The organism is Pyrinomonadaceae bacterium (assembly GCA_036277115.1).
Classification (GTDB): Bacteria; Acidobacteriota; Blastocatellia; order Pyrinomonadales; family Pyrinomonadaceae; genus UBA11740.
The window spans coordinates 396,134-420,046 of sequence record DASUNM010000021.1 but is presented as its reverse complement, the minus strand read 5'-3'; the positions used below and the strand labels follow the sequence as shown (position 1 = coordinate 420,046).

Below are 23,913 nucleotides of genomic sequence, written 5' to 3'. Positions count from 1 at the left end.
TTACCGCGGCCGAACCACAAACAGAGTGACCCAGCCGTTGCTGCCAACCTTTTCCGATTCAACTCCGGAGTAGTTCGACAACTGCTTCTCCCAACGCGTTTCAACCAGGACGAGCGCAACGCTGCCTTTCGCTCGGATCGCGGGAGGAAGCTCCTGCGCTCCATCAAATCGAATCGGTTCGCCGTTTGGTTGGTAAGCCAGACGGCCGCCCGCATAGAACTCGGCGGTTCGATCGTCACACAAAAGATAGAACACAGGAGCGCCGCCATGGCCGCGCGCTTCAGCCATTCGCATCAATTCGCGCACCGACTCTCGGTTCGCAATCGCGCGCGCCGGTTGCAAAGCCATCGCGCTCACAACTACGGAAATCAAACCGAAGAGCAGGAAATTCAGGACTCGCCGCCGCGGCGCGAACAACGCTACTGATGCGCTTACAAGCACGGGCACGGTGCCGGCAATCACCCACACACTCGACATGCCCAAAGCGCGCGTGGCCGACCAAGCGCCCACGACGGTTAATAGAAGAAGCATGCCGCCGGTCAATTGAATCAGACGCTGGCCGAGTCCAGCTTTAACCACAAAGGTAATTCGTTCTGCTATCAATAGCGCCGCCGCCGGCAATACCGGCAGCACGTATCCGGGAATTTTTGATCCGGACAAGGAAAAGAAGAGAGTTGGAACAATGAACCACGCCAGCGCAAAGATTCGCGTGCGATCAATTACGTTCACTGCGCGCCATCGCCAGCGCGGCGACGCCGCAAGCGTGGCGATCAAGACCATCGTCCAAGGCAGAACCAGCGCAGCTACGACCGGCACGTAGAAGTAAAACGGTTGGGGATGACGGTACTTATTCGAAACGAAGCGCGCGAAGTGATGCTGAACGATGAATTGATCGATGAACGTCCAACCATGCCGGTAAATCATCGGCCCGTACCATACGGCAGCCACGGCGATGGCGATTGGAATTCCCCATAACAGGCTGAACACCAAACGTCTGCTCGGCAACGCTCGGCATACCAGGAAATACAGGATGATGATGCCGAACGGCAGCACAATTCCCACGAGACCTTTTGCGAGTAGCGAAAGACCGATGAACGGATAGAAGCCGGCGAGCAGCCACCCTCGTGTGTCACGTTCCTGAGTATTTCGTACCTGCCAAACAAAGAAGCAGCAAAGCGCGCCCGTCAGCGTCATCGTTAACACAATGTCGAAACTCGCGCCGCGTGAGAAGACAATTGTGCCGAGGCTGGTAAGGAAAACGAACGCGGTCCAATGCCCAAGATTCGCGCGGTTTTTCACGACGTCTTCGTCGGCATCGTTCAACCTTGTGATGTTCTTACCGGCCCAGAAAACAAAAGCGGCGGTCAATAAGCCGCATATAGCCGGCCCCAGACGAGCGGCGAACTCGCTGATGCCGAACACGCGATAGTTCGCCATCATCATCCAGTAAAGCAGTGGCGGCTTCTCAAACCATGGCACGCCACCGAGTGTCGGTGTGATGAAATCGCCGCGCTGAAACATCTCGCGCGCGACTTGAGCATAACGAGGCTCATCTGGTCCGACGAGAGGAAGCGAACCTAACCCATAAAGATAGATAGCGCCGAGACTCAGGAAAAGGATCTTCCAACCGTGCTTGGCAAGTTTTGAAGTTGGCAAGTATAGTCCCAAGGAATGTGAAACGGTCAGTTGTTCTTTTGTTCTTTGTACTTAGTTCTTTGTACTTTGATGTGTCGTCCCGGCACCTTCAAATTGAGAGCTGGGGGAAGCAATCAAAGTACCAAGTACGAAGTACAAAGTACAAAGTACAAAGTACAAAGTACTAACGATCGGACAATGACTACTGATAACTGACCACTTGGTAAATGCTTCGCACGGCAGTCATCGGCGTTGGACATCTTGGCACGCAGCACGCGCGCATTCACGCAACGCTGGCGGCGGAAGGTCTCTGCGAGTTCGCCGCGGTTTGTGATCTCGACGAGAAACGAGCACAGCAGGTCGCGACAGAGCGCAACACTCAATCGACAGCAGACTGGCGCACCCTGATCGGAAGAGTTGAGGCCGTCAGCCTTTCTGTACCCACTGAAGCGCACTCTGAAATCGCTTGCGAGCTGCTCAATGCAGGCATTCACGTCCTGGTTGAGAAACCGATCTCACGCACGCTTGAAGAAGCCGACCGCATGATCGCGTCGGCGCACGCAGGAAAAGCCGTGCTGCAAGTCGGACACGCCGAACGCTTCAACCCGGCATTGGTGGCGCTGCGCCCGCATGTGCGCAATCCCGTCTATTTCGAAATCCATCGCGTCGGTGAATTCACGGCGCGCTCACTCGACATCGATGTGGTGCTCGACTTGATGATTCACGATCTGGACATCGTTCAATGGCTGGTCGGGGAAGCCGTCGAAGTCACCGAGCTGCATGCTGTCGGAATTCCGATCCTGACGGACAAGGTTGACGCCGCTAACGCGCGGCTGGAATTCGCGACCGGCGCCGTCGCCAATATCACCGCGTCGCGCGTCGGCACTGAAAAAATTCGCAAGATGCGCTTCTTCCAACCGCGGGATTACATCGCGGTCGACTATGTCACGAATCACGCTTCGATCAGCGGATTGGCGCCCTCAGCCGGGGGCGCGTGGCCCGGGGTGCAAACCAGAGTCCTGGAAGTAAACAACATCGAGCCGTTGCGCGCTGAGATTGAATCATTCCTGACTGCCGCTGAGACCGCGACGCGACCAATCGTATCAGGCGAAGATGGCCGGCGCGCTTTGGCCCTGGCGCTACGCACCTTAGCGCAGATAAGCGACCACACAGTTCGAACGGGCGTTCATGCATTCTTCAGCCATCCCTAAATCACGGTGAGCATCAGCGAGACCAAACCAGAGTCACGCATTTCAGCCTTGCTGCGCGACCGTATAGAGGCAGGCGACTTCCCTTCCGCCGTTTATGTTGTAGCCGAGCGTAGCCGCGGAGTATTTGCCGATGCGCTGGGCGACGCCACGCGCGAACCGGAGAAGCGGCCCGCCACGCTTAAGACGATTTACGACCTGGCGTCGCTGACAAAGCCCCTGGTGACCGGGCTTTTGTGCGCGCGTCAGATGGAACATGGTGGGCTGAACATCGATGACCGTGTCGCCGACTATCTGCCCGAATTCCATCGCGAGGATAAGCGCAACATCACGATCAAACACCTGTTGGCCCACACCTCAGGTTTGCCGGCGTGGCTGCCCATCTACCTGCAGGCGAAAGACAAAGGCGAAGCGATGGCCGCAATCGCTGAACGTCCGCTGGCATACGTACCTGGCGAACGTGTTGTTTACAGCGACCTCGGATTCATCGCTCTTGGCTTCCTCTTGCAACGCGTAAGTGGACGGTCGCTTCCGGAACTCGCACAAGACGAAATCTTTGTACCTTTAGAGCTTGGGCACACTTTTTTCAATCCTTCAGCGGCGATGCGCACCGGCGTTGCGGCTTGCGAGACCGGCAACGCCTACGAGCGCGACATGTGCGAACGCGATTTTGCCGGACAAACCTATGCGGGATGGCGCAGTAAAATTATCTGGGGAGAAGTCCATGATGGTAATGCGCATTTTCTAGGCGGCGCGGCGGGTCACGCCGGACTTTTTTCAAACGCCGCAGACACTTTGCGCATCGCAAACCAGTTCATTGCCGAGTTATCTCAATTACTGAGTGCCGAGACTTGCCAACTGTTTCGTCAGAACTTTACGGAAGGTTTGAACGAGAATCGTTCGTTTGCGTGGCAGCTTGCCGCCACGAAAGATTCGACCGCCGGCGGGAGTCTCTCACCCGATGCCTTCGGTCATACGGGCTTCACCGGTACAAGCTGTTGGATCGACGCCGCACGTCAGCGCGTGTTTATCCTGCTCACAAATCGCACGCACGCGCGTCAGCATCCTTTCGCGAACATCAATGCCGTCCGGCGCGAGTTTCATACGCTCGCAAATCAAGCACTGAACGATCACGGATAATTGACCGAGCCTTAGACCCCTCTCCGCTTGCGGGGAGGACCGTACCCTCTGCTTGTCGCGTGATTGGAAGATCGTGCGGTTGGCCGTTGCCATCAGCGGCCAATGGAAACTTTTCGCGCGGACGCAACAACCTTGTAGTAAGATTGCGTCGCGCCCGCCCCTCATAGCGCTCAAAGTAAGATCAGAAGTATGTCAATTCATAAACAGCAGGCCACGGCCGTTTTACTCGCCGCGACTTTCCTAATCGGCTGCTTGTCGTTTGCACCGCTCTCAGCTCAGCCGCAACAGCGTGATCGCAGCGTTACTGCGAGCCTGCAAAACGACCAAAGTCAGTCGCCTGAGCCCGTCATGCGCATTGCGCTTTCGACCAACACGCGGGCCGCGACTATTTCGAGCGGCGCACAACTGCTCAACGCCTCTGACTTCATCGGCGAGCCTCAGCCGCTGGAAACTTCGCGCGTGCGCGTTGAATCGCGCGTGCTCTCGCCACAAAATCAACCCGATCAGGATGTTGAGATCACCCTGGCGCGCTCTCTCTCGCGTGAAGACGCAGATCGTTTAATCAATTCAGTACGTGAAGCGACTGAAGAGGAAGCGAAAGCCGTCGTTGATTCGGGTGATAGATGGCGCGTCGTTGTTTTAAAGCAGTCTTTGGAAGAGGGTGAAGCGGCGATCGAGAAGCTTGACGCCGCCGGGTTCGACGCCAGGTTATCGTCCGGCAAACCAAATGAAAATCTTAAGCCTTCCGAAAGCGGTTTAACTTCCGGCGCTGCGTCGAGACCGCGCGCTACCACGTCCTCCGCATCGAGCTCAAGCCCAAGTCCGCTAAATCGCGTGAGACTTACGTCACGCGCAATGGCGCCGAACCGCGAAGTGGTTGCGTTCGCCGGCGGCCTGTCGCCGCTGCGTTCGAGTGCGCCACTCACGTTCGCGTCGAGCGACGAGAAAAGCGCACCGGTCCGATTCAACGACAAACCATACCGCGGACGGATTGAAGTCTTCGCCAACCGGCGCGGCTCATTAACTGTCGTAAACGTGGTCGGTCTTGAGGATTACGTGAAAGGCGTGGTACCGAACGAGCTTTCCTTCCCGGCGCTCGAGGCCTTGAAGGCGCAGGCCATCGCCGCTCGCACTTACGCGCTGAAAAACCGTGACCAATTCTCTTCCGAAGGCTTTGATCTGCTCCCCACGACGCGCTCACAGGTTTACGGCGGCCTGACCACCGAGACAACTTTGACGACACGGGCCGTCGATGAGACCCGCGGTATCGTCGCCACGTATCAAGGCGAGCCGATCAACGCTCTCTACACATCCACCTGTGGCGGGCGCACGGAAGACGTCGAGAACATCTTCAACGATGCCGTCCCCTATCTCCGCGCGCGTGAATGCACCGCGGAGATTAAAGCGCCCTTCGCGCCATTCGCCATTAACAGTTCCCGCTCGCTCTTCGAAATCAAGGATGAGCGCGACCTGATTTTTGCCCGCGATGTCGCTTTGCTTGCCATCAATGGTTTCAATCTGCCGACGGGAAAGATCTCCAGCGCCTGGCTGGCTGACGACCTCGAGAGCGATGAAGTGCGCGATTGGCTGGCTGTGGTCGCCCGGCTGTCAAAGAATGCCGCGCACCGCCCACCGCCGGAAGACTCAATCAAGGCGCCATCGTTTAGTACCGCGCTCATCTCCGCTATTTTTGGAGAAGCACGCGCCGATACACTCCTGAACTCAGCGGACATCAACTACCTCTTGAGTTTTCGAGACGGTGAAGACGTGCCCGCTTCAAATCGGGCCGACGTCGCCATGCTGATTCGCGAAGGCGCGCTCACGCTGTTTACCGACGCGACGCTACGACCGAAAGAAGCGATGCCCCGCGGTCGGGCGCTGCACGCGATTGCGCGAATGCTCGAAGCGCGCGGTTCACTTAGTTTGCAGAAAGGCACGACGCGCCCGACAGTCAATGGCGCGTTAATTCTCCGAATCAATCGCTCAAAAGAGCAGCCCGTCGTCGTCAGTCGCGACACTTTCCTGTTTCGACAGTTCGGCGAAAGTCTTTATCAGATGAAGTCGGTGACGCTGATTGGCGGCGAAGCAGTGACCTTCCATGTCAGCCCGAAAGGCGAGGTCGATTACCTCGAAATCAAACCCGCGACGGACGGCGCGTCCGCGGAAAGATTTTCGCCATTTACGAATTGGACAACGGAATTGTCGCTGGGACAGGTACAGGCGCGTCTGGCACGCTCCGCCCGAGGCGCCGGTGCGATCACCGACCTGCGCGTCGTGAAACGCGGATCCTCAAGACGCGCAACGGATCTTGAAGTAGTCGGCACGCAGGGAACGGCGCATGTGCGCGGTGGACGCATCCGATCCGCGCTGGGGCTGCGCGAGCAACTGTTTGTGATTGACCGAGTCTACGGCGCAAACGATCGAGTCACTGGGTTCGTCTTTATCGGTCGCGGCTGGGGTCACGGGGTGGGCATGTGCCAATACGGCGCGTACGGCTTAGCGAAACAGGGCCTCAACGTCGAACAGATCCTCAAGACCTACTACACAGGTATTGATTTAACGAAGCTGTATAACTAAAGCTCTCCTCGGCTGGCTGTCGAAGAGTTGAGCTTGCTAAAAACCGAGCATTAACCCGCCTCTCCGAAATGTGCTAAATTGCCAACAATCTGAAGGAACTGATATGGCAGCTAGAATCGAGCCTTTATTGACCGTGGCTGACCTCGACGCCTGCCCGGACGATAACAATCGTTACGAACTGATCGGAGGAGAACTGTTCGTGTCGCGCGCTCCCGGAATTCCACACCAGCGTGTGATTCTCAATTTGGAGATCGGTCTTAGTAACTATCTAGCTGAGCATCCGCTTGGAGTCTTAGTTCCCGGAGCCGGGGCGATCTTCAGCGATTACGATGCAGTGATTCCGGACCTTGTCTTTGTACGAAATGAGCGATGGCTCCAAGTGGTTACCGGCGAGAAATTCACAGGCGCTCCCGATCTGGTGATTGAGGTACTCTCTCCCGGCGCTGAAAACCGGCGCCGCGATCTGCTGGTGAAACGGCAGCTCTACGGTAAATACGGTGTCACCGAATACTGGGTCATCGACAGCGAAACGCGTGCGGTTGAAGTGTATCGTTTGCAGAAAGAACATCTCGAGAGCGTCGCTAATTTGAGTAACGGTGACGATATTACCAGCCCAGTCCTGCCTTCCTTGCGATTGCCGGTTAGCGCGATCTTCAAGCTTTAGCGGACCAGCGAAGCTTCACCCCGCTGCGATGCGCTTCTCCCGCAATCAAATTATCGGCGCTCTGATCCTCCTGGTCGCCATCTGGCTCGTGATTGTGATCCGGCTTATCATCGCTCGCGGGTGAACAATCAGCATAAAGAGAGAATTGCGGGCAGGACGAGCACCCCAGCCGGGCTGTCCCGCCCCGGACCCCGCTTGCCCGTGCTCCCAGGCAGGGAGGACGACCGCGCTGAATTAAACCGCCGTATCATCGCCATTGTCGGTCCCACCGCCTCAGGCAAATCTGAACTCGCAATCGAAGTGGCGCTGCGGCTTGGCGGCGAGATAATCAACTGCGATTCCGTCCAAATTTATCAAGAGATTCAGATCGCCACGGCCAAAGTCCCCCTTAGTGAACGACGCGGCGTTCCGCATCATCTGATTGATTTTGTCCCGCCCTCGATCAACTTCACCGCTGCTGATTTCGCGCGGGCGGCGGCGAAGACAATCGAAGAGATTGAGAGCCGCGGAAATATCGCCATGCTGGTGGGCGGCACCGGGTTCTACCTGCGCGCGTTGCGCCAGCCTTTCTTTCCCAGCCCGGCGACGGACGACGAGTTGCGCGCGCGCTTGACGGCGATTCGCGAGCGCCGCGGACCTGGACACCTTCACAAAATCCTGGGAAAGTTCGATCCGGAAGAGGCCGGAAAACTAAGCCGGCGGGATTGGCCTCGCGTTCAGAGAGCGATCGAGTTCTATCTTCAGACTGGTGAACGCATTTCCTCGCAGCGACCAATGCGCGAACAGCCACCGGCATTCGCTGACCGAATCAGAGTCTTCGCTCTGAATCCACCGCGGGAAGTGCTTTACGGACGAATCAATGCACGCACTGAGTCGCACTTCGAGAATGGCCTGGTTGATGAAGTTCGCACTTTGCTCGGCAAAGGTGTGCCGGCAAATTCCAACGCGCTGGGCGCGCACGGATATCGGCGCGTCGTTGAGTACCTGCGCGGAGAACGCGACCTACCAGGCGCAATTGAACAAACACAGCGCGACGTGCGCCACTATGCGAAGCGACAGTTAACATGGTTTCGACGCGAGCCGGGCGTCCAGTGGCTGGATGGCTTCGGTGATGATCCGCAAACGCAGAGTTACTTGCTACAAGTGCTTGCACAGTCCGCAGACTGAACTGAGAAAAAACTTGTCACGTCGAATCTCGTGATATACTCTCACCTCCTCTTGTAGATTCGATCAGTTTGGCCACGTCGGAGGATGATGGATTCCAAAACTGCTCCGCAAAACATTCAGGATGGATTCCTGAACCTCGCGCGCCGCGAGAAAATGACGGTGACGATCTATCTCGTGAATGGCGCGAAACTTTTAGGGCGCATCAAGAGCTTCGACAAGTTCTCCCTGATTTTGGAAACCAGCACGCAAGAGCAACTAGTTTTCAAGCATGCAATCTCCACCATCTCTCAGGCGCGCCGTTCGACCGGCGAACTTCGTCACCAGCCGGCGCCCGCTCCTGAACCCCCAGCCGCACCGGCCGAAGAGACTTCCGCTTCTTGAAATCAGTTGACCTGCAAGACGTCAACGCACCTATGGGCGGCGCTTTCATTACATTTGAAGGAATCGATGGCTGCGGAAAATCTACGCAGCTAAGAATGCTGGCGGGCGAGCTGCGCGTGCGGGGATTGCCCGTTATTGCGACGCGCGAGCCAGGCGGGACGCCGCTCGGGCTGAAGTTGCGCGCGGCGCTTCTGGACGTGAAGGAGGAAGTCGATCCGCTCACCGAGTTGCTCGTCTTTGCCGCTGATCGCGCGCAACACGTGCGTAAACATCTGCTGCCGGCGCTGGAGCGGAATCAGATTGTGCTGTCAGACCGGTACGCCGACGCGACGGTAGCTTACCAGGGCGCCGGGCGTGGATTTAAGCCGGAACTGATCGAGGAGATTATTCAATTGGCAACGGACGGGCTCAAACCCGATCTGACTTTGCTGTTTGATTTATCGGTGGCAGATGCCGCGATCCGCACGCGTAAGCGCGTGCAAAGCAAGCGGACCGATCGGCTGGACGTCGAGAACGAGGACTTTCACACGCGCGTACGAAACGCGTACGTAGAAATCGCCAAAGGCGAGCCAGATCGCTTTCGGGTCATCGACGCACGCGGCTCAGTCGATGAAACTCAACGTCGCGTGATGGAAATCGTGATCCCGTTTTTGGAACAGCGGGGCCTAATCGGGGCAGTAGCCCGACCGTCAGCGAGGGTGTAGGCACGCATGCTGCTGGCGTGTCCGCGAGAGCACGCCGGGAGGCGTGCGCGCCGGAATCATGTTCTCAAACCTTATCGGTAACGAAGAAGTGAAGCACTCGCTGCAGCGGCTGCTTGAGAACGGCCGTTTGCCGGGTTCCCTGCTCTTCACCGGCGAAGAGGGCGTCGGCAAAAAGCTGTTCGCGCTGGAACTGGCGAAGATCGTGAATTGCAAAACTCGTCGCGGTTTCGAGGCGTGTGATGAGTGCTCATCGTGTAAGCGAATCTCTCACTCGACCTTTCCGCCTTTCAACGCCGACGACGAAGATAAGACGCGATTGATTTGGAGCGAGCATGCGGACGTCGCAATGGTGCGGCCCTACAAACAGATCATCCGCGTCGGACCGATTCGCGAACTAGAGCGCGAGGCCAACTTCCGCCCGTTCGAGGGCGCGGGCCGACTTTTTATTATCGAAGACGCCGATTACATGAACGACCAGGCCGCCAACGCTTTGTTGAAGACGCTGGAAGAGCCTGAGCCAACGACGCATCTTGTTTTGACGACCACCAATCCGTCGGCTCTGCCCGCCACGATTCGTTCGCGTTGCCAGACAATTCAGTTCGCGCCAATTAGCGCCGGTGAAATTGAGAAGTTTTTGATCGAGGCAAAGGACACCTCGCCGAAGGATGCGCAGCTACTGGCCAGGACATCGCGTGGGAGTCTCGGTCGCGCCTGCGCGGCCGAAATCGACACATATCGCGAACGACGCGAAGCGATGATCGCGGTGCTGGAAGCCCTCACCGTTGCACGCGATCGCGCGGCGTTGATGCGATCGGCAGAGGAGCTTGCCGCGATTAAAGACCGCGATGAATACGAGCAATCGCTGGGCGTGCTGCAAGTTTTGATTCGGGATGCATGGGCTTTGTCGTTGGGCAGGCCGAAAGAATCGCTGGTGAATCTCGATGTAGTCGATCAGCTTCAAAGAATCGCCGGTGACCTGCGAAGCTCAGAAGCCGCCGCCTGGCTTCAGCAAATCGAAGAACTCCGCGGCGCCCTCGAGGTAAACATCAATCGCAAGATCGCCAGTGACGCTCTGTTGTTTTCAATGACAGAGCCCGACCGAGTTCAAGGGCCTTACTCACGCTGGCGGCCTTGAACCTGGCAGTAGGACAGTACCTATCGACAGCGGTCGCCTGCGCAGACACTCCGCTTCTACAACTAATTTTAGAGAGAAACTATTTCGGCGAAGACGGACAAGAGTTGTTTTCCGTGTTCTTGTCGGTAATCTCGGAAGTAGTCTTAGTCGCTTTCGTCTCGACCTGAGCGTCGCCGCTGTTTGTACAAACATCAAGTTTCGCAAACACGCGACGGTCAGGTGCGTTGTGCGAGAGCGTGATGATGCAGCCTTTCATCGCCGGCTTGCCGATGCCCGTAAAAGTGACGGCGCCGGCCGCGGAGCCGGTCGGCGGCGCGCTTCCCGCACCGGTCTGTGCGGCGCCACTGCCTCCCCCGCCAGATTGGAGCTTGCCGGTCTGGGCCGCGCCCCCGCCTCCGCCGCCGGGCTGGAGTTTCAGGCCCGAGGTTCTGGATGAATCTGCCGGGCCGAGGTTGGTGAAGCTGTAATCGCCGGTGAAGCTATTGAACTGAAACATGCGACTCGGATCAACTTCGTCCTGCAAGCAAATATCGAAGGGGCGAACAATCACGGTCGCCGTCACACTGAAACCACCTGCCTGTAGGGCGGTGATCGTACGGTTCGTGGTGTACCGGCCGTCGAGCTTAACCTCCTCGGGTTTGATCCGAAGATTTTGAAAGTTTCCGCCATCCATGTTGATGACGCCGCGTGCATCCAACTGCAGCGGTACATCCTTGATAATCCCGGCCAGCCCACTGACTTCGATCGTCAGGGTTGTTTTTTCACCACGCAGCAAATCGAGCTTCGGTGCGCTCAACCGAACGGCGATGTTGCGCGAATTGCCGGTGAAGGCCTTGTCTCCTTCTTTGATGTTAATCGAGTAAGGGCCGGTTATGTCCTCGGGCGCGACAAAAACCAGTTGGCGCGGCGACTCAGCCAACACTCTGATTGGGCCGCCTGAGTCCTGGCCAAACCCAGGACGAATCAACCCGGTACCGACAAGATCTCCATCGAACGCCCCGTGAATCACTGACGCCCGTCCCTGTTGCGTCAACAGCGGAAAAACAATAGTGCTGCCGGCATTTGCCTTGGGCGGATCATAGAGCGGAAGATCAACATTCGCCCCGTCGATGATGAAGTTGGGCGTTTGCTGCGGCGTAACTGGTCGGGCACTGACCTCTGGCGCGAGAACGACGAGTTTGAGTAGATTTGGCCTGGACGCGGGCAGGTCGACAATCTCTCGCGTCTTAACCGTGAATTGTGCCTCAGTTACGGTAACCGTCTCGCTTCCCAACCCGAGCCTGAGGCTTTCCAATTCGCTTTTGTTTTTTGCTACTTCCTCAGGCGTGTTCCCCTTCGGCTCGGTAACCAGAGTGCCGGAAATCGTGTCGCCCGCCCGCATGTCGTCAGGGAGATAAACTTTGACGTTGCCATACCGCCCCGTGTCAATTTTGACTTCAATCGCGCCGCCGAGATTTTTACTGGTGACATTCACGCCACCCTGCCAAGCGTTATGCTTTGCTTCGGACGAAGACAGAAAAGTTTGAGACAAGCCTGCGGCCAGGATTAAGTGAGCCGCACAAACTATCAGACGGGGACTGGGGGATCGCATCGCAATGTTCTCCTTGAGAATGCACCTAACTGAAACTTCAGAAGCTCAGGCCCGGGTTGGCCGGTTGCGAGAAAAATGATTGCGATTAACGGCCGTAATTCCTATCACCAACACGAGAGCGAGTCAATGATTTCGCGGGCGAACGCAGCCAAATGAAAAAGGCCGCGGGGCCGCGGCCTTCGTAACTGGTTCTTCTGCGCAACCACTAGGAAATCGTCACGAGTTCGGGGACAAAGCGCGTGAGATTCGCCTCCGGAGCCGCCTTGGGGCCTTCCGCCAAGAGCTTTTCAGTCTCCATCACGAACGCTTCGACAATGTCTTCGCCGGCGACTTTGCGCATCGGTACGCCGTCTTTGAAGATCATACCGACGCCGCGGCCAAAGGTGATTCCCAATTGCGAGTCGTGCGCTTCGCCAGGACCGTTCACGGCACAACCCATGATCGAGAGATGTAATGGTTCCTGAATGTGCGCCAGCCGTCTTTCAATCTCAGTCACAATCTCCACAAAATTATCGACATCCAGGCGGCCACAGGTCGGGCACGCGACCACGGTCACTCCTCGCGTACGCAGCCCAAGTGACTTCACAATCTCCCAGGCGACGCGCACTTCTTCCTGCGGTTCGGCGGCGAGCGAAACGCGAATCGTATCGCCTATGCCTTCATTCAAGAGAATGCCCAGGCCGATCGACGATTTAACAGTGCCGGTGAAAGCCGTGCCCGCTTCGGTCACCCCGAGATGGAACGGATAATCGACCTTTTCAGCCAGCAGCCGATACGCAGCGACTGTACGGTGCACGTCGGAGGCCTTTAGCGAAACGATGATGTCGGTAAAGTCCAGGTCTTCCAGAATCCCGATGTGACGCATCGCTGATTCAACCATCGCTTCGGGTGTGGCGGTGCCATACTTTTTCAGCAAATCCTTTTCCAAAGAGCCGCCGTTCACGCCGATCCGAATTGGAACTTTTTGCGCTTGCGCCGCGCGAACGACTTCGACGATGCGCTCGTGCTTGCCGATGTTTCCGGGATTCAGACGCAACTTGTCGATGCCGGCTTCCAGGGCGAGCAAGGCGAGCTTGTAATGGAAGTGAATGTCGGCGACAAGCGGAACTTCGGGAACGCGCTTGCGAATTTCTTTCAGCGCGATCGCCGCGTCGTTGTCCGGCACAGCCAGGCGGACAACTTCACAACCCGCGCTGACCATCTCCTCGATTTGTTTGACCGTCTCATCGACGTTGGCCGTGTCCGTCTTGGTCATCGACTGAATGACCACGGGCGCGCCGCCACCTATCTGGACGTGTTTGACTTGTACTGCTCTGGTCTTCCGCATAGATGTCTGACGTTTAGAGGCGGGCGCTGTCCGCCAACCGACGAGAGCAACGCCCTCGTCTAAACCTTAAGCGTGATTCTATCACCTTGTGGGACCGGGCTGGGCAGGCGAGGCTGCGGGTGTCGGACTTGGGTCTCCGGACCCGCGGAACAGTGCTGTCTGCTTGATCACGTCATTCGTAATCACAAACACCATCAGGAGGATCACCATTACGAACCCGACCTGTTGAATGCGCTCGCGGATCGTCCGCGAGATGCTAAGTCCAACCTTGGCCAGCGCGCTTTCGAGCATCAACAGAAATATCGCCCCACCATCCAGCACCGGAATGGGCAGCAAGTTGAAGATGCCGAGGTTGAGACTTAGAAAACCGAGCGTCCCAAAGATGCCGGCCCAGCCGAACTTGATCGCCGAAGTAGCGGCGACGCGATAGATGCCGATCGGTCCGGAGATCGTGTCGCGCACCGACCGCTCGCCGGTGAACAGTTGACCTAACGCTTTCCCGGTAACGCGAAGATATTCAAGGTTCGTGTCGATCCCTTCGGAAAGCGCGGTAATGGGTCCTACACGTTGAAAAGGAATCTCTTCGTCAGGTAGAAAACCAAGCCGCTCGCGATTTTCGCTTGCGTTCAAACGGCGCGGGGTCGCGGTGATATCCACCTGTTGCCCTTGCCGCTGAACCCGCAGAGTGATCGGCTGCCCTTTGTGATCGCGGATGAACTGGCTGACTTGCTCGGCGCTTTTTACCGGCTCGCCATTGACCGCAAGTATTCGGTCGCCGGGTTGTAATCCCGATTCAGCCGCGGGGCTGTTGGCCTCGACGTTCCGCACCACGATCGGCAGGTTTCCGTAATCGGGAAGAAAGTCGAGCGTCCCCATCGTCTCGCCTTGTTCGGTGCGAGCCGTCGGCTTAATGGTGAGTTTGACTCGTTGCCCGTTACGCTCAACCTCGAGCGGCAGATCCTTCCCTGGCGACAGCAGCGCATCATCAGCAATCGTGCGCCAGCGCGGGTTCTCGCGCCCGTCAAAAACGACGATGCGATCACCGGGCTGAAGACCGGCCGCTTCTGCTGCGCCTCCCGGGAGCAGGTACCGCACCACCGGAGGCGGCGCGAGCTGCACGCCGTAAATCATCGCGCCCGCGAATGGAATTGCGATCGCCGTCAGGATGTTCATTACCGGCCCCGCCACCGCAACCAGGATGCGTTGCCAACGTGGCCGGAGGTCGAAACGTTCATGCGCGGGTATGTCGGACGCGCCGTCGCCTTCGATCGGTGCGTTCGATTCGTCGCCACCGAGCTTCACATAGCCACCCAGCGGAATCAGCGAAACCCGATAATCCGTGTGGCCCTTCTTCCATCCAAAAAGCCGCGGGCCAAAGCCTACGGAGAAGGTCTCAACGCGGATTTTGAAGAGTTTGGCAACGATGAAATGCCCGAATTCGTGCAGGACAACCGCGGTGCCGAGAATGAAAATGAAGGCGAGAACGCCAATAATGCCACTTTGTAAAAGGCTCATTTGATTACTATCTTAATGAAAAATCCATCAACAATTCCGAGTGTAAGCGGACGGTAGAGATGCGTCAAACGCAGTGAAGGTTGGCGAGTTCGGATTAGGCGGCCGTAGTCTCGACCGTTGGCGCGGCAAGCTGGTCGATAGCTGCCGTCGCAGTCACACGGGCATCACGATCAGCCTTCAGAATGGTTTCGAGAGTATCAGCCTCGCGACGAGCATGTTGAGTCATCACAGCCTCAATGACACGAGGAATGTCGGTGAGGTTGATGCGTTCTTCAATAAATGCGCGTACGGCTTCTTCATTGGCCGCGTTCAGGGCCGCCGGGGTGGTGCCGCCCGCTTTCAATGCGCGATACGCCAGTGAAATACACGGGAAGCGATCGAGGTCGGGCGGTTCGAAGTTAAGCGACGAAAACTTTGTCAGATCGAGTGGCGCAAGTTCAGATGCGTGGCGCTCGGGATAAGTGAGCGCGTACTGAATTGCGTGGCGCATGTCCGTCACGCCCATCTGCGCGATAACCGAGCCGTCCACTAATTCGATCATCGAATGCACGACCGACTCAGGATGCACAACGATGGTAATTTGCTCGGCGTCGAATCCAAACAGCCAATGCGCCTCAATCACTTCGAGCCCCTTGTTCATCAAAGTCGCTGAGTCGATTGTGATTTTCGCGCCCATGTTCCAGGTCGGATGTTTCAGCGCCTCAGCAACCGACGCCGATTCGATAGCAGCTTTGTCACGCGTGCGAAACGGGCCGCCTGATGCCGTTAGAATCAGCCGGCGCACTTCCGAACGGTTCTCGCCGCGCAGACATTGATGCAGCGCGTTATGTTCCGAATCCACGGGCAGCATCTCTGCGCCCGATTTTTCCGCAGCCCGCGTCATCAGCGCGCCGGCCATCACGAGCGTTTCTTTGTTTGCGAGCGCCACGCGCTTCCCTGCTTCCAGCGCCCTGAGCGTCGGCACGAATCCGACGGCGCCCACCGTACCTGACACGACAATTTCCGCGTCGTCGCGCGTTGCAACCTCAACTAAACCTGACTCACCAACGAGGATGGTGGGTGCCGACACTGCTCTACTGCCCAGCTCGCTTCGCAGTCGCTCGGCAGTTTCTTCGGATTCGACTGAGACAAGTTGAGGATTGAACTTCTCGATTTGGTCGGCGAGTTTATCGATGTTTCGCCCGGCGCCCAACGCGACGACACGGAAGCGATCGTGGCCCAGCGCTTCGATCACGCGCAAAGTGTTGCAGCCGATCGAGCCGGTCGAGCCGAGAATAGAAACTCCACGAGCTGTCATGTGAGTTACCGCGCTGGCGGCTGGTCTTCGTAGGGGGCTTTCAGAACGACCTTACGTCCATCATCGTCGTAGAACGCTTCGGTGACGCGCCAGTCCTGGTTGCTGCGATACGCGAGCGAGACCGTCGCATTGACAGTCTTTCGCTCGCCATACACTTTCAAGTTCAGCGTCGCTTCACCGTTTTGATTTTGGGTATTAATACTGCCGGTCGGGAAGGAGCCAAAATCCTTGACCTCGCCGATGTCTCGCTTCAGCTCTTCATTTGTGCGCAGATAAGTGCGTGCAGTTTCAGCGGCTTTGCTATTGTTCATCGTGCTGAAGGCGAACCACACGATACCGCCGACGAAGAGCGCACCCACAAGCGCCAAAACTGCCAGGATTCCGACGACAATCAGAACTATTTTTTTGGTGGACATAATCAGCGGAAGTACGCCAGGGCAAAATAGTAGATGAGCGGCGCATTAAACAGCAAGCTATCGACCCGATCGAGCATGCCGCCATGCCCCGGGAGAATCTTGGCCGTGTCCTTGGCGCCGGCGCTGCGTTTTAGCGCACTCTCAGTTAAGTCGCCGAGTACACCAAAAACATTCATCGCGGCCGCCAGCGGCAAAGCGAACTTCAAAGGCAACTGCCGGAAGAACCAGTAATGCGCCGCGGTCGCCAGCAACAGGCTCGCGAGCATGCCGGCAATTGCACCCTCCCAGGTTTTTCCCGGACTTACATTTGGCGCCAGCTTGTGTCTTCCGAACGCCCGGCCGCCGTAATACGCGGCCGCATCCGAACCCATCAGCACAAGAAAGAAAAATGACAGGAGGTCCTTTGATAGCTCTGCGCTGAATCCGTTGCGCACAGCAACGAGGTGGCTTCCCAAAAGGACCACGTACATTACACCGATCACGGTGGCTCCGCTGCGCGCCAGCATGCGTTCGAAGGGGGCGCCCCGCAGCATCGCCGCCACCAAAGAACAAATGGTCAGCAGGATGAGAACCGCAACGACCGCTGAAAAGTCCACTGCCTCGCGTGGATCGGCGAAATAAAAAATCGTAAACAAGGCAGCGGCGCCGAGAAACCCGGCGACCGGGTCAGCCCGAATCTGTTGTTTGGCCGCGATGATCCAAAACTCGAGCAGCGCCAGAAGCAGCGCGACGCCGACCAGCACCACGAACACGGGCGCAAGCCGGGGCACTAAGATCGACGCAATGAGGATGGGCAGCAGAATAACCGCCGTCAGCAGACGGGCGACGCCGGACGGAATCGCGTTGAGCTTCGACAGCGGATTCGGTTTGTCTGGTTGATTCGGCAAGAGAGTGTAAGAAGGGCGCCTATCTGATCCAACTTTTGTTTAGAGGCGGGCCGCCCGCCTTTGTCTGAGAAAAGGAGGGCAGCAGCCCTTTTCTAAAATCAACATCAGGCTCAAGGGCCCCCGACCCTACTTCGCGTTCACGACGAGCTTCAGTCCCCCGAACCGCCGGCGGCGTTGTTGATAATCGACAATCGCTTCGAGCAGATGCACACGGCGAAAGTCGGGCCACAGTGTTTCCGTCACATGAATTTCCGCGTACGCGCTTTGCCACAAAAGAAAGTTCGAAATGCGCAGCTCACCGCTGGTCCGCACCAGGAGATCGAGTTCAGGTAAGTCGCGCGTGTACAACTCGCGCGCGATGTCTTCCTCTGACAATTCATCCGGCGTCCGCTTCTCAGCGATTACTCTGCGCATTGCCGCGCGGGACGCATCGACGATTTCTGAGCGACCGCCATAGTTCAGCGCGACGCTCAGCACCATCCCACTGTTCTTCGCCGTGCGCTCTCCGGCGCGCACAATTTCCTGCTGCACGTTCGGCGCAAGTTCGTGAGTGCGGCCAATTGTCTGAAACCGAATGTTCTGTCGATTGATCTCTTCCAACTCAAGCCGCAGGTACTTGCGCAGCATCCGCATGAGCGCATCCACTTCATAACGCGGGCGCTTCCAGTTCTCGGTCGAAAATGCGTAGAGCGTGAGCGCGCCCAAACCAAGCCGCGCGCCAGTATCGACCGCGGCGCGCACGGCTTCGACGCCGGCGCGGTGTCCGGCGATGCGCGGCTGTCCACGCTGCGCCGCCCAGCGCCCGTTACCGTCCATAATGATCGCGATGTGCTGCGGCAGACGATCCCACGCGATCGACGAAAGCAGGCGCTCGTCGCGACTGCCTTTCTCAACTACCTCTGTGAAGTTTTCGTGCACTGATTGGATATGAAGCCAGAACCACCTGCGTCAGCGGGTGGGTCATAAATTCCCTGAAAGTTGAGTGATCCATTCGCTCACGCGAATGGCACCGACTTCATTGCGACGCCGGCCAACTCAAAACGAAAGAGGCTTAATTCTTACCGCAAGCGAAAAGACTGTCAATCGTACTGCACACTGATCAGTGTCAGGCCGTGCGCGGGCGCCGTTGGGCCGGCCAACTCACGTTTGCCTTCGCGCAGCGCGCGCACGACGGTCTCCTCAACGATGTCGCCACGCGCTGCCGCCAGCAGTGTTCCCACAATCGACCGCACCATGTAACGCAGAAAGCCACTCGCGGTGACGCTGATTTCGATCAGATGGCAACGGCCGCGCGCGCTCCATCTATGTTCAAGACCGCAGCGCGTTACGTGGCGGATTCGCGACTCGACGTCCGATTGCGCCGCCGAGAAAGCGGTCCAGTCGTGCTCGCCCACAAACGACGTCGCGCAGCGGCGCGCTAACTCGAGGTTCAGCGCCCGAGACTCGAGCAGCGCATAGCGCGACCAGAATGGCGGCATCACCGGCCCGTGCACAATGCGGTAGCTGTAGGTCTTACCACGCGCCGAGTAACGCGCGTGAAAGTCTTCGGCAACGGCGCTCACAAACAGCACCCGCACATCCGGCGACAGATTTCCGTTAATCGCGCTGCGCAGTTTGGCTGGAGTAATTTCACGCTGTAGCTGCACACTGGCGACTTGTCCTTCCGCGTGCACGCCTGCGTCGGTTCGCCCTGAACCGTGGACGACAACTTCACGACCGTCAAGCAACGAGAGAGCGCGCGTCAATTCCCCCTGCACGGTTCGCAAGCCTTCCTGAATTTGCCAGCCGTGAAAGTCAGTGCCGTCGTATTGGAGCAGAAGTTTGAAGTTCATGGAGAGTATGAGGCTCTGCCGGCTGATGTGCGTTCTGCTCCCCTCTCCGCTTGCGGAGAGGGGCCGGGGGGGGAGAGGTTTGCCCGCGCACAACCCCACCCCTAACCCCTCCCCGTTCACGAGGAGGGGGATCGAACCCGCCAACACTCGCGAAAGCCGGCGGGCAGTAGCCCGCCTCTAAACGGACTCTTGAATCTTCCGGCTCCCGGGTTTCACCGCCTGCTCACCACGTTTACAAGCGTCACAATCCGCCGGCTGCACCGCCGGAACATTCAGCGTCGCCAGCGAGAACCTTGGTACGCCGACGTCAGCTTCGCCGCCGGATCGATCGATGATTGAAGCGGCACCTACGACGTCAGCACCATTCTCAGTTAGCGCTTTGATTGTGTCCCTGGTCGAGCCACCGGTCGTGATCACATCCTCGACCACCAGGACGCGTTCACCCTGGCGGACGGTGAAACCGCGCCGCAAAGTCATGGCGCCCTGCTCGCGCTCAGTCCAGATGAATCGCACTCCGAGTTGCCGGGCTACTTCATATCCGATAATGAGTCCGCCGATTGCCGGCGACGCTACCGTTTCAATTCCCTTTTCGCGAAACTGTTCGGCGATCGCTTCGCCAAACTGCGCCGCCACTGAAGGGGTTTGCAGCGCGATCGCGCACTGCAAATAGACAGAACTGTGCAGCCCGCTCGACAAGACGAAGTGTCCTTCGAGCAGCGCGCCCGTTCGTTTGAATGTTTCCAGCACCTCAGTCTGTTTCATAGTTAGCACTGCGCTTGCACCGTCGCGTACAATGCCCCGTGATGGTGCGACGCAATCTTGTTTCTGATTCTACTCTGATAGATGAAACTCTCGAACTAATACGCGCCCAAGGCGGCCGAGCGAGCTTTCTGCAAGTCGCAGAGTCAATCTTTCTCCTATCCAATATCGACCGCGAATTGGCCGCCTCGATGATCAGCGAGCTGGTCGAGAACGATCCGCGATTCGTTCTCGAAGCCGATCACCTGGCGGCAGCCCCAGACTCCAACTCGGCCCTGTTGCGGGACCTCGAGTTCGTTGTGGTCGACGTCGAAGCAACTCACGAACGCCGAACGCCGGCGCGGATTATTGAAATCGGCGCTTACCGGGTCCGCGGCGGCGATATTTTCGACAAGTTCGAAACGCTGGTAAATCCGGAAGCGGTCGTGCCGAAGTTTTTGACGAATCTCACCGGTATCTCAACCGAAATGCTGCTGACGGCCCCCAAGTTCGCGGAAGTCGCGGACGAATGGCTGGACTTCATCGGTGATGCGGTGCTGGTCGCACACAACGCGAATTTCGATCTGCCGCTCATGAACCGCGAAATAGCCCGCGTCTTCCCCGGCTACCGTTTGCGGAACGCGCATCTGTGTACGGTTGACCTGGCGCGCCGGTTGGTGCCGCGCTGCGAGAGTCACGGACTCGATTCCCTCGTCGCGTACTTTGGTTTCGAAGTCTCGCGCCGACATCGTGCCGCTGATGATGCGCTGGCCACCGCCCGCGTTTTTCTCCGTTTGCTGAACGACTTGTCTGAGAATGGGATTCTCACGCTGGCCGAAGCCCGGAGTTTTCAGGCCAAGCTTGCGGCGGGCGAGCTGCAGCTAGCTTTCGACTCCTGACGGCTCGCTCTTGCCGGACTGGCGCATCAGCGCCTTCGCGATGAAGAACACCACGATCAGTACGGCGAGAGTGATTCCGATCGCCGGATAGTAACGAGTTATTAACTCCTTCGCCTGATCGCCGTAACGCGCGGCCAGAAACCCCAGCAGCAAATAACGAAAGGTGCGTCCCCCCGCGACGGCCAGGGTGAACCGCATCAGGTTCAGCCGAAACACACCCGCCGAAACCACAAACAGCTTAAAAGGAAACGGCGGCGGCAGTAGCGAAGCGACCAGCACGGACATCACGTCATAACGGTCGATCAAGTCCTTGACGCGTTTTTGCTTTGATGCAGAAAACTTTGATAACGCTTTTTTCCCGGCACGCTGAGAGAGCCGATACAAAGCCACGCACCCAATCGTTGAACCGATCGTTGCCGCAGCCACGTAAATCAACATCCAACCTGGCCGCGCGGCCGCCAACAAAAGCAGCACGGCATCCACGCCGCCGGGCATCGGCACCATCACCGAATCCAAAAACGCGATTGCGAATAGTCCAAACGGTCCCAGTGAAATCAGATATTGCGAAATCTGCCCGAGCGCTTCGGTAATCTTATGAATTAAAGCCTTCAAATATGATCAGCCTTTCAGTGAATCTTCAGTGATGTGCTTCCCCTCTTCGACGGCCGTTCTGCCCCGGCGCGAGATGAGGTAAATCGCGAGGCCAAGCACGGCCACCGCCGCGACGATGCTCACGATGAGCAGTCCATTGTCTTTCAGGAATCTTAGGACAGCTTCGCCATAGTAAACCGCGAGGATGCCTTCTACGTAATAGCGTGTCGATCGCGCGATCAGAATCGTCAGCAGAAACTTGCGCCGCGGAAACTGCAACGCGCCCGCCGTCGCGACGAAAATCTTGAAGGGCAAAGGCGGCGGCAACAAAGCCGGAATCGCCAGCGCAAACACCCCAAAGCGCGCGTAAGCACGCTCAACCTTCGCGACTCGATCGGCGCGAAAGCGTCGATGAAGAACTGCCAATCCGCCGCGCTTGAAAATCGTGTACAGGAGCAAGCAACCAAGCACGGAGCCAATTGCGGGAAAAAGCGGAAAGAAAAAAGCTGTCTTCGGATGCGCGTAACAACGCGCAACCACGAGGTAATCGTTGATTTCAGGCAGCGAGAGCAGCGACGAGTCCAAAGCGCCTATCAGAATCATCGCCGGCCCGGCGTAGTAAACCGGCACGCCGACAATGAAACCTCCAACGCGTCGGGCTATGGCATCGAGCCAATCAAACATAATCGGTGACAGGTGACAGGTAACGGGTGACAGGAAGATGGTCGTAGCAACCTGTCACCTGTTACCAGTTATCTGTCACCGGTTTACTGTGCTGGTTTGAAGATTGAAGGGGTGTCGTACGTAACGCCTACGGTAAGTCCCGAGCGCGGGCTGTGACTTGTCAGGCCTTTGATGCCGGCAAAATCGAATCTCAGACCGGACGCGCGAATCTGCATTCCCAGGCGCGCTTCGCCTTGCGACTCAGTTCCCAACGGTCCGTCGCCGGGGCGCGTGTTCACGCGGCCGTTTACCTCGCCGGCGATGCTGAATTGATCATTGAGCCGAATGATGCTCGCGGCGCCGTAGGTGATCACGTCGTTCTGCGAGAACAGTTGGGTTGGCGCCGTGAGAATAGCAACGCCGAGATTGCCAAACGTGTTCACGCGGCCGTTGCGGCCGAACTTCTTTCCGACAAGCACCTGACCGTATGCGTTGGTCTGGTTCAGACCGATGCCGCGGCCCTGGCTCGAGTTCGGCAGCTGGACGCCGAACCGGAACCCGATCGACGGCCCGTTCTTAGTTTCCGCGCGCAGCTTAATCTTGGTTGAGAGCGTGAAGTCGCCGAAGTCGTTCGTTGAGTTGGCGCCGGGGGCGAGCTCCAAAGGAATTGCGCTTAGACCCTGCGAATTTATGCTCAGGAAGTTTTGCGCGACGCCCTCAATCTGCACTTCCACGTTCGGGGACAGCCCAATGTTTATGCCGATGACGCCCGCCCGCGTCAGGTCGCCATTCAAACCTGAGACCGGAAACTTTACGTTCTGCAGAAAATCCATGCCGACTTCCAACCGCATTGAGCCGGGCGGAATGATGTCGACGTCTTCGGTGATCAGCGGCCGCTGCTGAGCGCGCACACCAGACGCAGCCGCAATCACGCAGATAACAGCTGCTACGCAAAGATTCAGTAAATTGTTTTGTCTATTCACGTTGAAGGTTAGCAATCAAGCTGAACGAGCGAATTGTAATGCGGCGTTGCGTTAAGCGTCAACGCCTAAGTCCCTCGTCAGGATGATTAAACGCCCGGATTACTCGAGCTTGCCAATAAGTTCATCCACCAGTGCTCCCTGCCCACTCAACATCTTTTGCTTCGCCACGTCCGGCGCAAACCACTCAGCTCGATCCACCTCGGGAAACTTCTGCATCCGGCCCGATCTCGGCGGCCATTCAGTTTCGAACTCATTGCTGTTCAGTGTTGCCGGATCGAAGTCGCCTTCCACGGCCCAGGCGCTAACGATCTTGCCGTTCTTCTGTTTGATCGGCGTTAGGGGAATGTAGTTCCCGTCGGGAGGTGCCAAGCCGGTTTCTTCTTTGAATTCGCGCTGGGCCGCGGCGAGCGGTACTTCATCCTGGAATTCGCCTTTGGGAATGGTCCAGGCGCCTTCGTCTTTGTTGCGCCAGAACGGACCGCCCGGATGAACGAGCAGCACCTCGATTGAACCTTCGTGGTGCCGGTACAGCAACAAGCCGGCGCTTTTCTTAGGCATGATTG

General features: G+C 57.6%; 22 protein-coding genes and 1 pseudogene. 9 read left to right on the top strand and 14 right to left on the bottom strand.

All coding sequences use genetic code 11. The features are described from left to right. Positions 1-1,656 (bottom strand): glycosyltransferase family 39 protein, encoded by a 1,656-nt coding sequence (locus VFX97_06195; GenBank protein ID HEX5702769.1) that lies wholly within the window; start codon positions 1,654-1,656, stop codon positions 1-3. 206 nt (positions 1,657-1,862) lie between these two features. Between VFX97_06195 and VFX97_06190 the strand changes: the two genes are divergently transcribed. The 8 genes from VFX97_06190 to VFX97_06155 all read left to right on the top strand — a co-directional run bounded on the left by VFX97_06190 (position 1,863) and on the right by VFX97_06155 (position 10,611). Next, the gene (locus VFX97_06190) at positions 1,863-2,846 is read left to right on the top strand and encodes a Gfo/Idh/MocA family oxidoreductase (GenBank protein HEX5702768.1); all 984 of its coding nucleotides are present in this window, start codon (positions 1,863-1,865) and stop codon (positions 2,844-2,846) included. A 6-nt stretch (positions 2,847-2,852) separates the two neighbouring features. Next, on the top strand, positions 2,853-3,983 hold the full coding sequence (locus VFX97_06185) for a serine hydrolase domain-containing protein (GenBank protein ID HEX5702767.1): 1,131 nt from the start codon (positions 2,853-2,855) through the stop codon (positions 3,981-3,983). 189 nt (positions 3,984-4,172) lie between these two features. Further along, positions 4,173-6,560, top strand: a complete 2,388-nt coding sequence (locus tag VFX97_06180; protein ID HEX5702766.1) for a SpoIID/LytB domain-containing protein — start codon at positions 4,173-4,175, stop codon at positions 6,558-6,560. A gap of 103 nt (positions 6,561-6,663) precedes the next feature. Then, positions 6,664-7,224, top strand: coding sequence for a Uma2 family endonuclease (locus tag VFX97_06175; GenBank protein HEX5702765.1), 561 nt, complete (start codon positions 6,664-6,666; stop codon positions 7,222-7,224). Between the two features lie 201 nt (positions 7,225-7,425). Continuing rightward, on the top strand, positions 7,426-8,391 hold the full coding sequence (gene miaA / locus VFX97_06170; protein HEX5702764.1) for a tRNA (adenosine(37)-N6)-dimethylallyltransferase MiaA: 966 nt from the start codon (positions 7,426-7,428) through the stop codon (positions 8,389-8,391). An 87-nt stretch (positions 8,392-8,478) separates the two neighbouring features. Further along, positions 8,479-8,772 (top strand): RNA chaperone Hfq, encoded by a 294-nt coding sequence (hfq, locus tag VFX97_06165; protein HEX5702763.1) that lies wholly within the window; start codon positions 8,479-8,481, stop codon positions 8,770-8,772. Next, positions 8,769-9,476, top strand: coding sequence for a dTMP kinase (tmk, locus tag VFX97_06160; GenBank protein HEX5702762.1), 708 nt, complete (start codon positions 8,769-8,771; stop codon positions 9,474-9,476). Before hfq ends, tmk begins: the two co-directional genes overlap by 4 nt. Before the next feature lie 58 nt (positions 9,477-9,534). Beyond that, positions 9,535-10,611: a DNA polymerase III subunit delta' gene (locus VFX97_06155; GenBank protein HEX5702761.1), complete on the top strand. Its 1,077-nt coding sequence runs from the start codon at positions 9,535-9,537 to the stop codon at positions 10,609-10,611. A gap of 79 nt (positions 10,612-10,690) precedes the next feature. Here the strand turns inward: VFX97_06155 and VFX97_06150 are convergent, their stop codons facing one another. The 9 genes and pseudogenes from VFX97_06150 to pyrE form a co-directional block, all read right to left on the bottom strand. Beyond that, positions 10,691-12,202, bottom strand: coding sequence for a hypothetical protein (locus tag VFX97_06150; protein HEX5702760.1), 1,512 nt, complete (start codon positions 12,200-12,202; stop codon positions 10,691-10,693). A gap of 205 nt (positions 12,203-12,407) precedes the next feature. Continuing rightward, positions 12,408-13,538, bottom strand: a pseudogene (gene ispG, locus VFX97_06145) (flavodoxin-dependent (E)-4-hydroxy-3-methylbut-2-enyl-diphosphate synthase). 72 nt (positions 13,539-13,610) lie between these two features. Beyond that, positions 13,611-15,044, bottom strand: a complete 1,434-nt coding sequence (gene rseP / locus VFX97_06140; GenBank protein HEX5702759.1) for an RIP metalloprotease RseP — start codon at positions 15,042-15,044, stop codon at positions 13,611-13,613. A 94-nt stretch (positions 15,045-15,138) separates the two neighbouring features. Next, positions 15,139-16,341 (bottom strand): 1-deoxy-D-xylulose-5-phosphate reductoisomerase, encoded by a 1,203-nt coding sequence (locus VFX97_06135; protein ID HEX5702758.1) that lies wholly within the window; start codon positions 16,339-16,341, stop codon positions 15,139-15,141. 5 nt (positions 16,342-16,346) lie between these two features. Then, the gene (locus VFX97_06130; GenBank protein ID HEX5702757.1) at positions 16,347-16,757 is read right to left on the bottom strand and encodes a cytochrome c oxidase assembly factor Coa1 family protein; all 411 of its coding nucleotides are present in this window, start codon (positions 16,755-16,757) and stop codon (positions 16,347-16,349) included. Between the two features lie 2 nt (positions 16,758-16,759). Further along, positions 16,760-17,644, bottom strand: coding sequence for a phosphatidate cytidylyltransferase (locus VFX97_06125; protein ID HEX5702756.1), 885 nt, complete (start codon positions 17,642-17,644; stop codon positions 16,760-16,762). A gap of 126 nt (positions 17,645-17,770) precedes the next feature. After that, entirely contained in the window at positions 17,771-18,562 is a 792-nt protein-coding gene (locus VFX97_06120; GenBank protein ID HEX5702755.1) for an isoprenyl transferase, read from the bottom strand. 161 nt (positions 18,563-18,723) lie between these two features. Further along, positions 18,724-19,476 (bottom strand): tRNA pseudouridine(38-40) synthase TruA, encoded by a 753-nt coding sequence (truA, locus tag VFX97_06115; GenBank protein ID HEX5702754.1) that lies wholly within the window; start codon positions 19,474-19,476, stop codon positions 18,724-18,726. A gap of 177 nt (positions 19,477-19,653) precedes the next feature. Next, positions 19,654-20,238: an orotate phosphoribosyltransferase gene (pyrE, locus tag VFX97_06110; GenBank protein ID HEX5702753.1), complete on the bottom strand. Its 585-nt coding sequence runs from the start codon at positions 20,236-20,238 to the stop codon at positions 19,654-19,656. 41 nt (positions 20,239-20,279) lie between these two features. Here pyrE and VFX97_06105 point away from each other — a divergent pair, with 41 nt between their 5' ends. Then, positions 20,280-21,113: an exonuclease domain-containing protein gene (locus VFX97_06105; protein HEX5702752.1), complete on the top strand. Its 834-nt coding sequence runs from the start codon at positions 20,280-20,282 to the stop codon at positions 21,111-21,113. Here the strand turns inward: VFX97_06105 and VFX97_06100 are convergent. From VFX97_06100 to VFX97_06085, 4 genes are all read right to left on the bottom strand, one after another. Next, positions 21,096-21,725, bottom strand: a complete 630-nt coding sequence (locus VFX97_06100; GenBank protein HEX5702751.1) for a VTT domain-containing protein — start codon at positions 21,723-21,725, stop codon at positions 21,096-21,098. The genes VFX97_06105 and VFX97_06100 overlap by 18 nt on opposite strands. Before the next feature lie 6 nt (positions 21,726-21,731). Continuing rightward, the gene (locus VFX97_06095) at positions 21,732-22,388 is read right to left on the bottom strand and encodes a VTT domain-containing protein (protein HEX5702750.1); all 657 of its coding nucleotides are present in this window, start codon (positions 22,386-22,388) and stop codon (positions 21,732-21,734) included. 83 nt (positions 22,389-22,471) lie between these two features. Then, positions 22,472-23,350 (bottom strand): transporter, encoded by an 879-nt coding sequence (locus VFX97_06090; GenBank protein HEX5702749.1) that lies wholly within the window; start codon positions 23,348-23,350, stop codon positions 22,472-22,474. Between the two features lie 99 nt (positions 23,351-23,449). Next, positions 23,450-23,908 carry an NUDIX domain-containing protein gene (locus VFX97_06085; protein ID HEX5702748.1) on the bottom strand — a complete coding sequence of 153 codons (459 nt, stop codon included), beginning with the start codon at positions 23,906-23,908 and terminating at the stop codon, positions 23,450-23,452. Between the last annotated feature and the right edge of the window lie 5 nt (positions 23,909-23,913).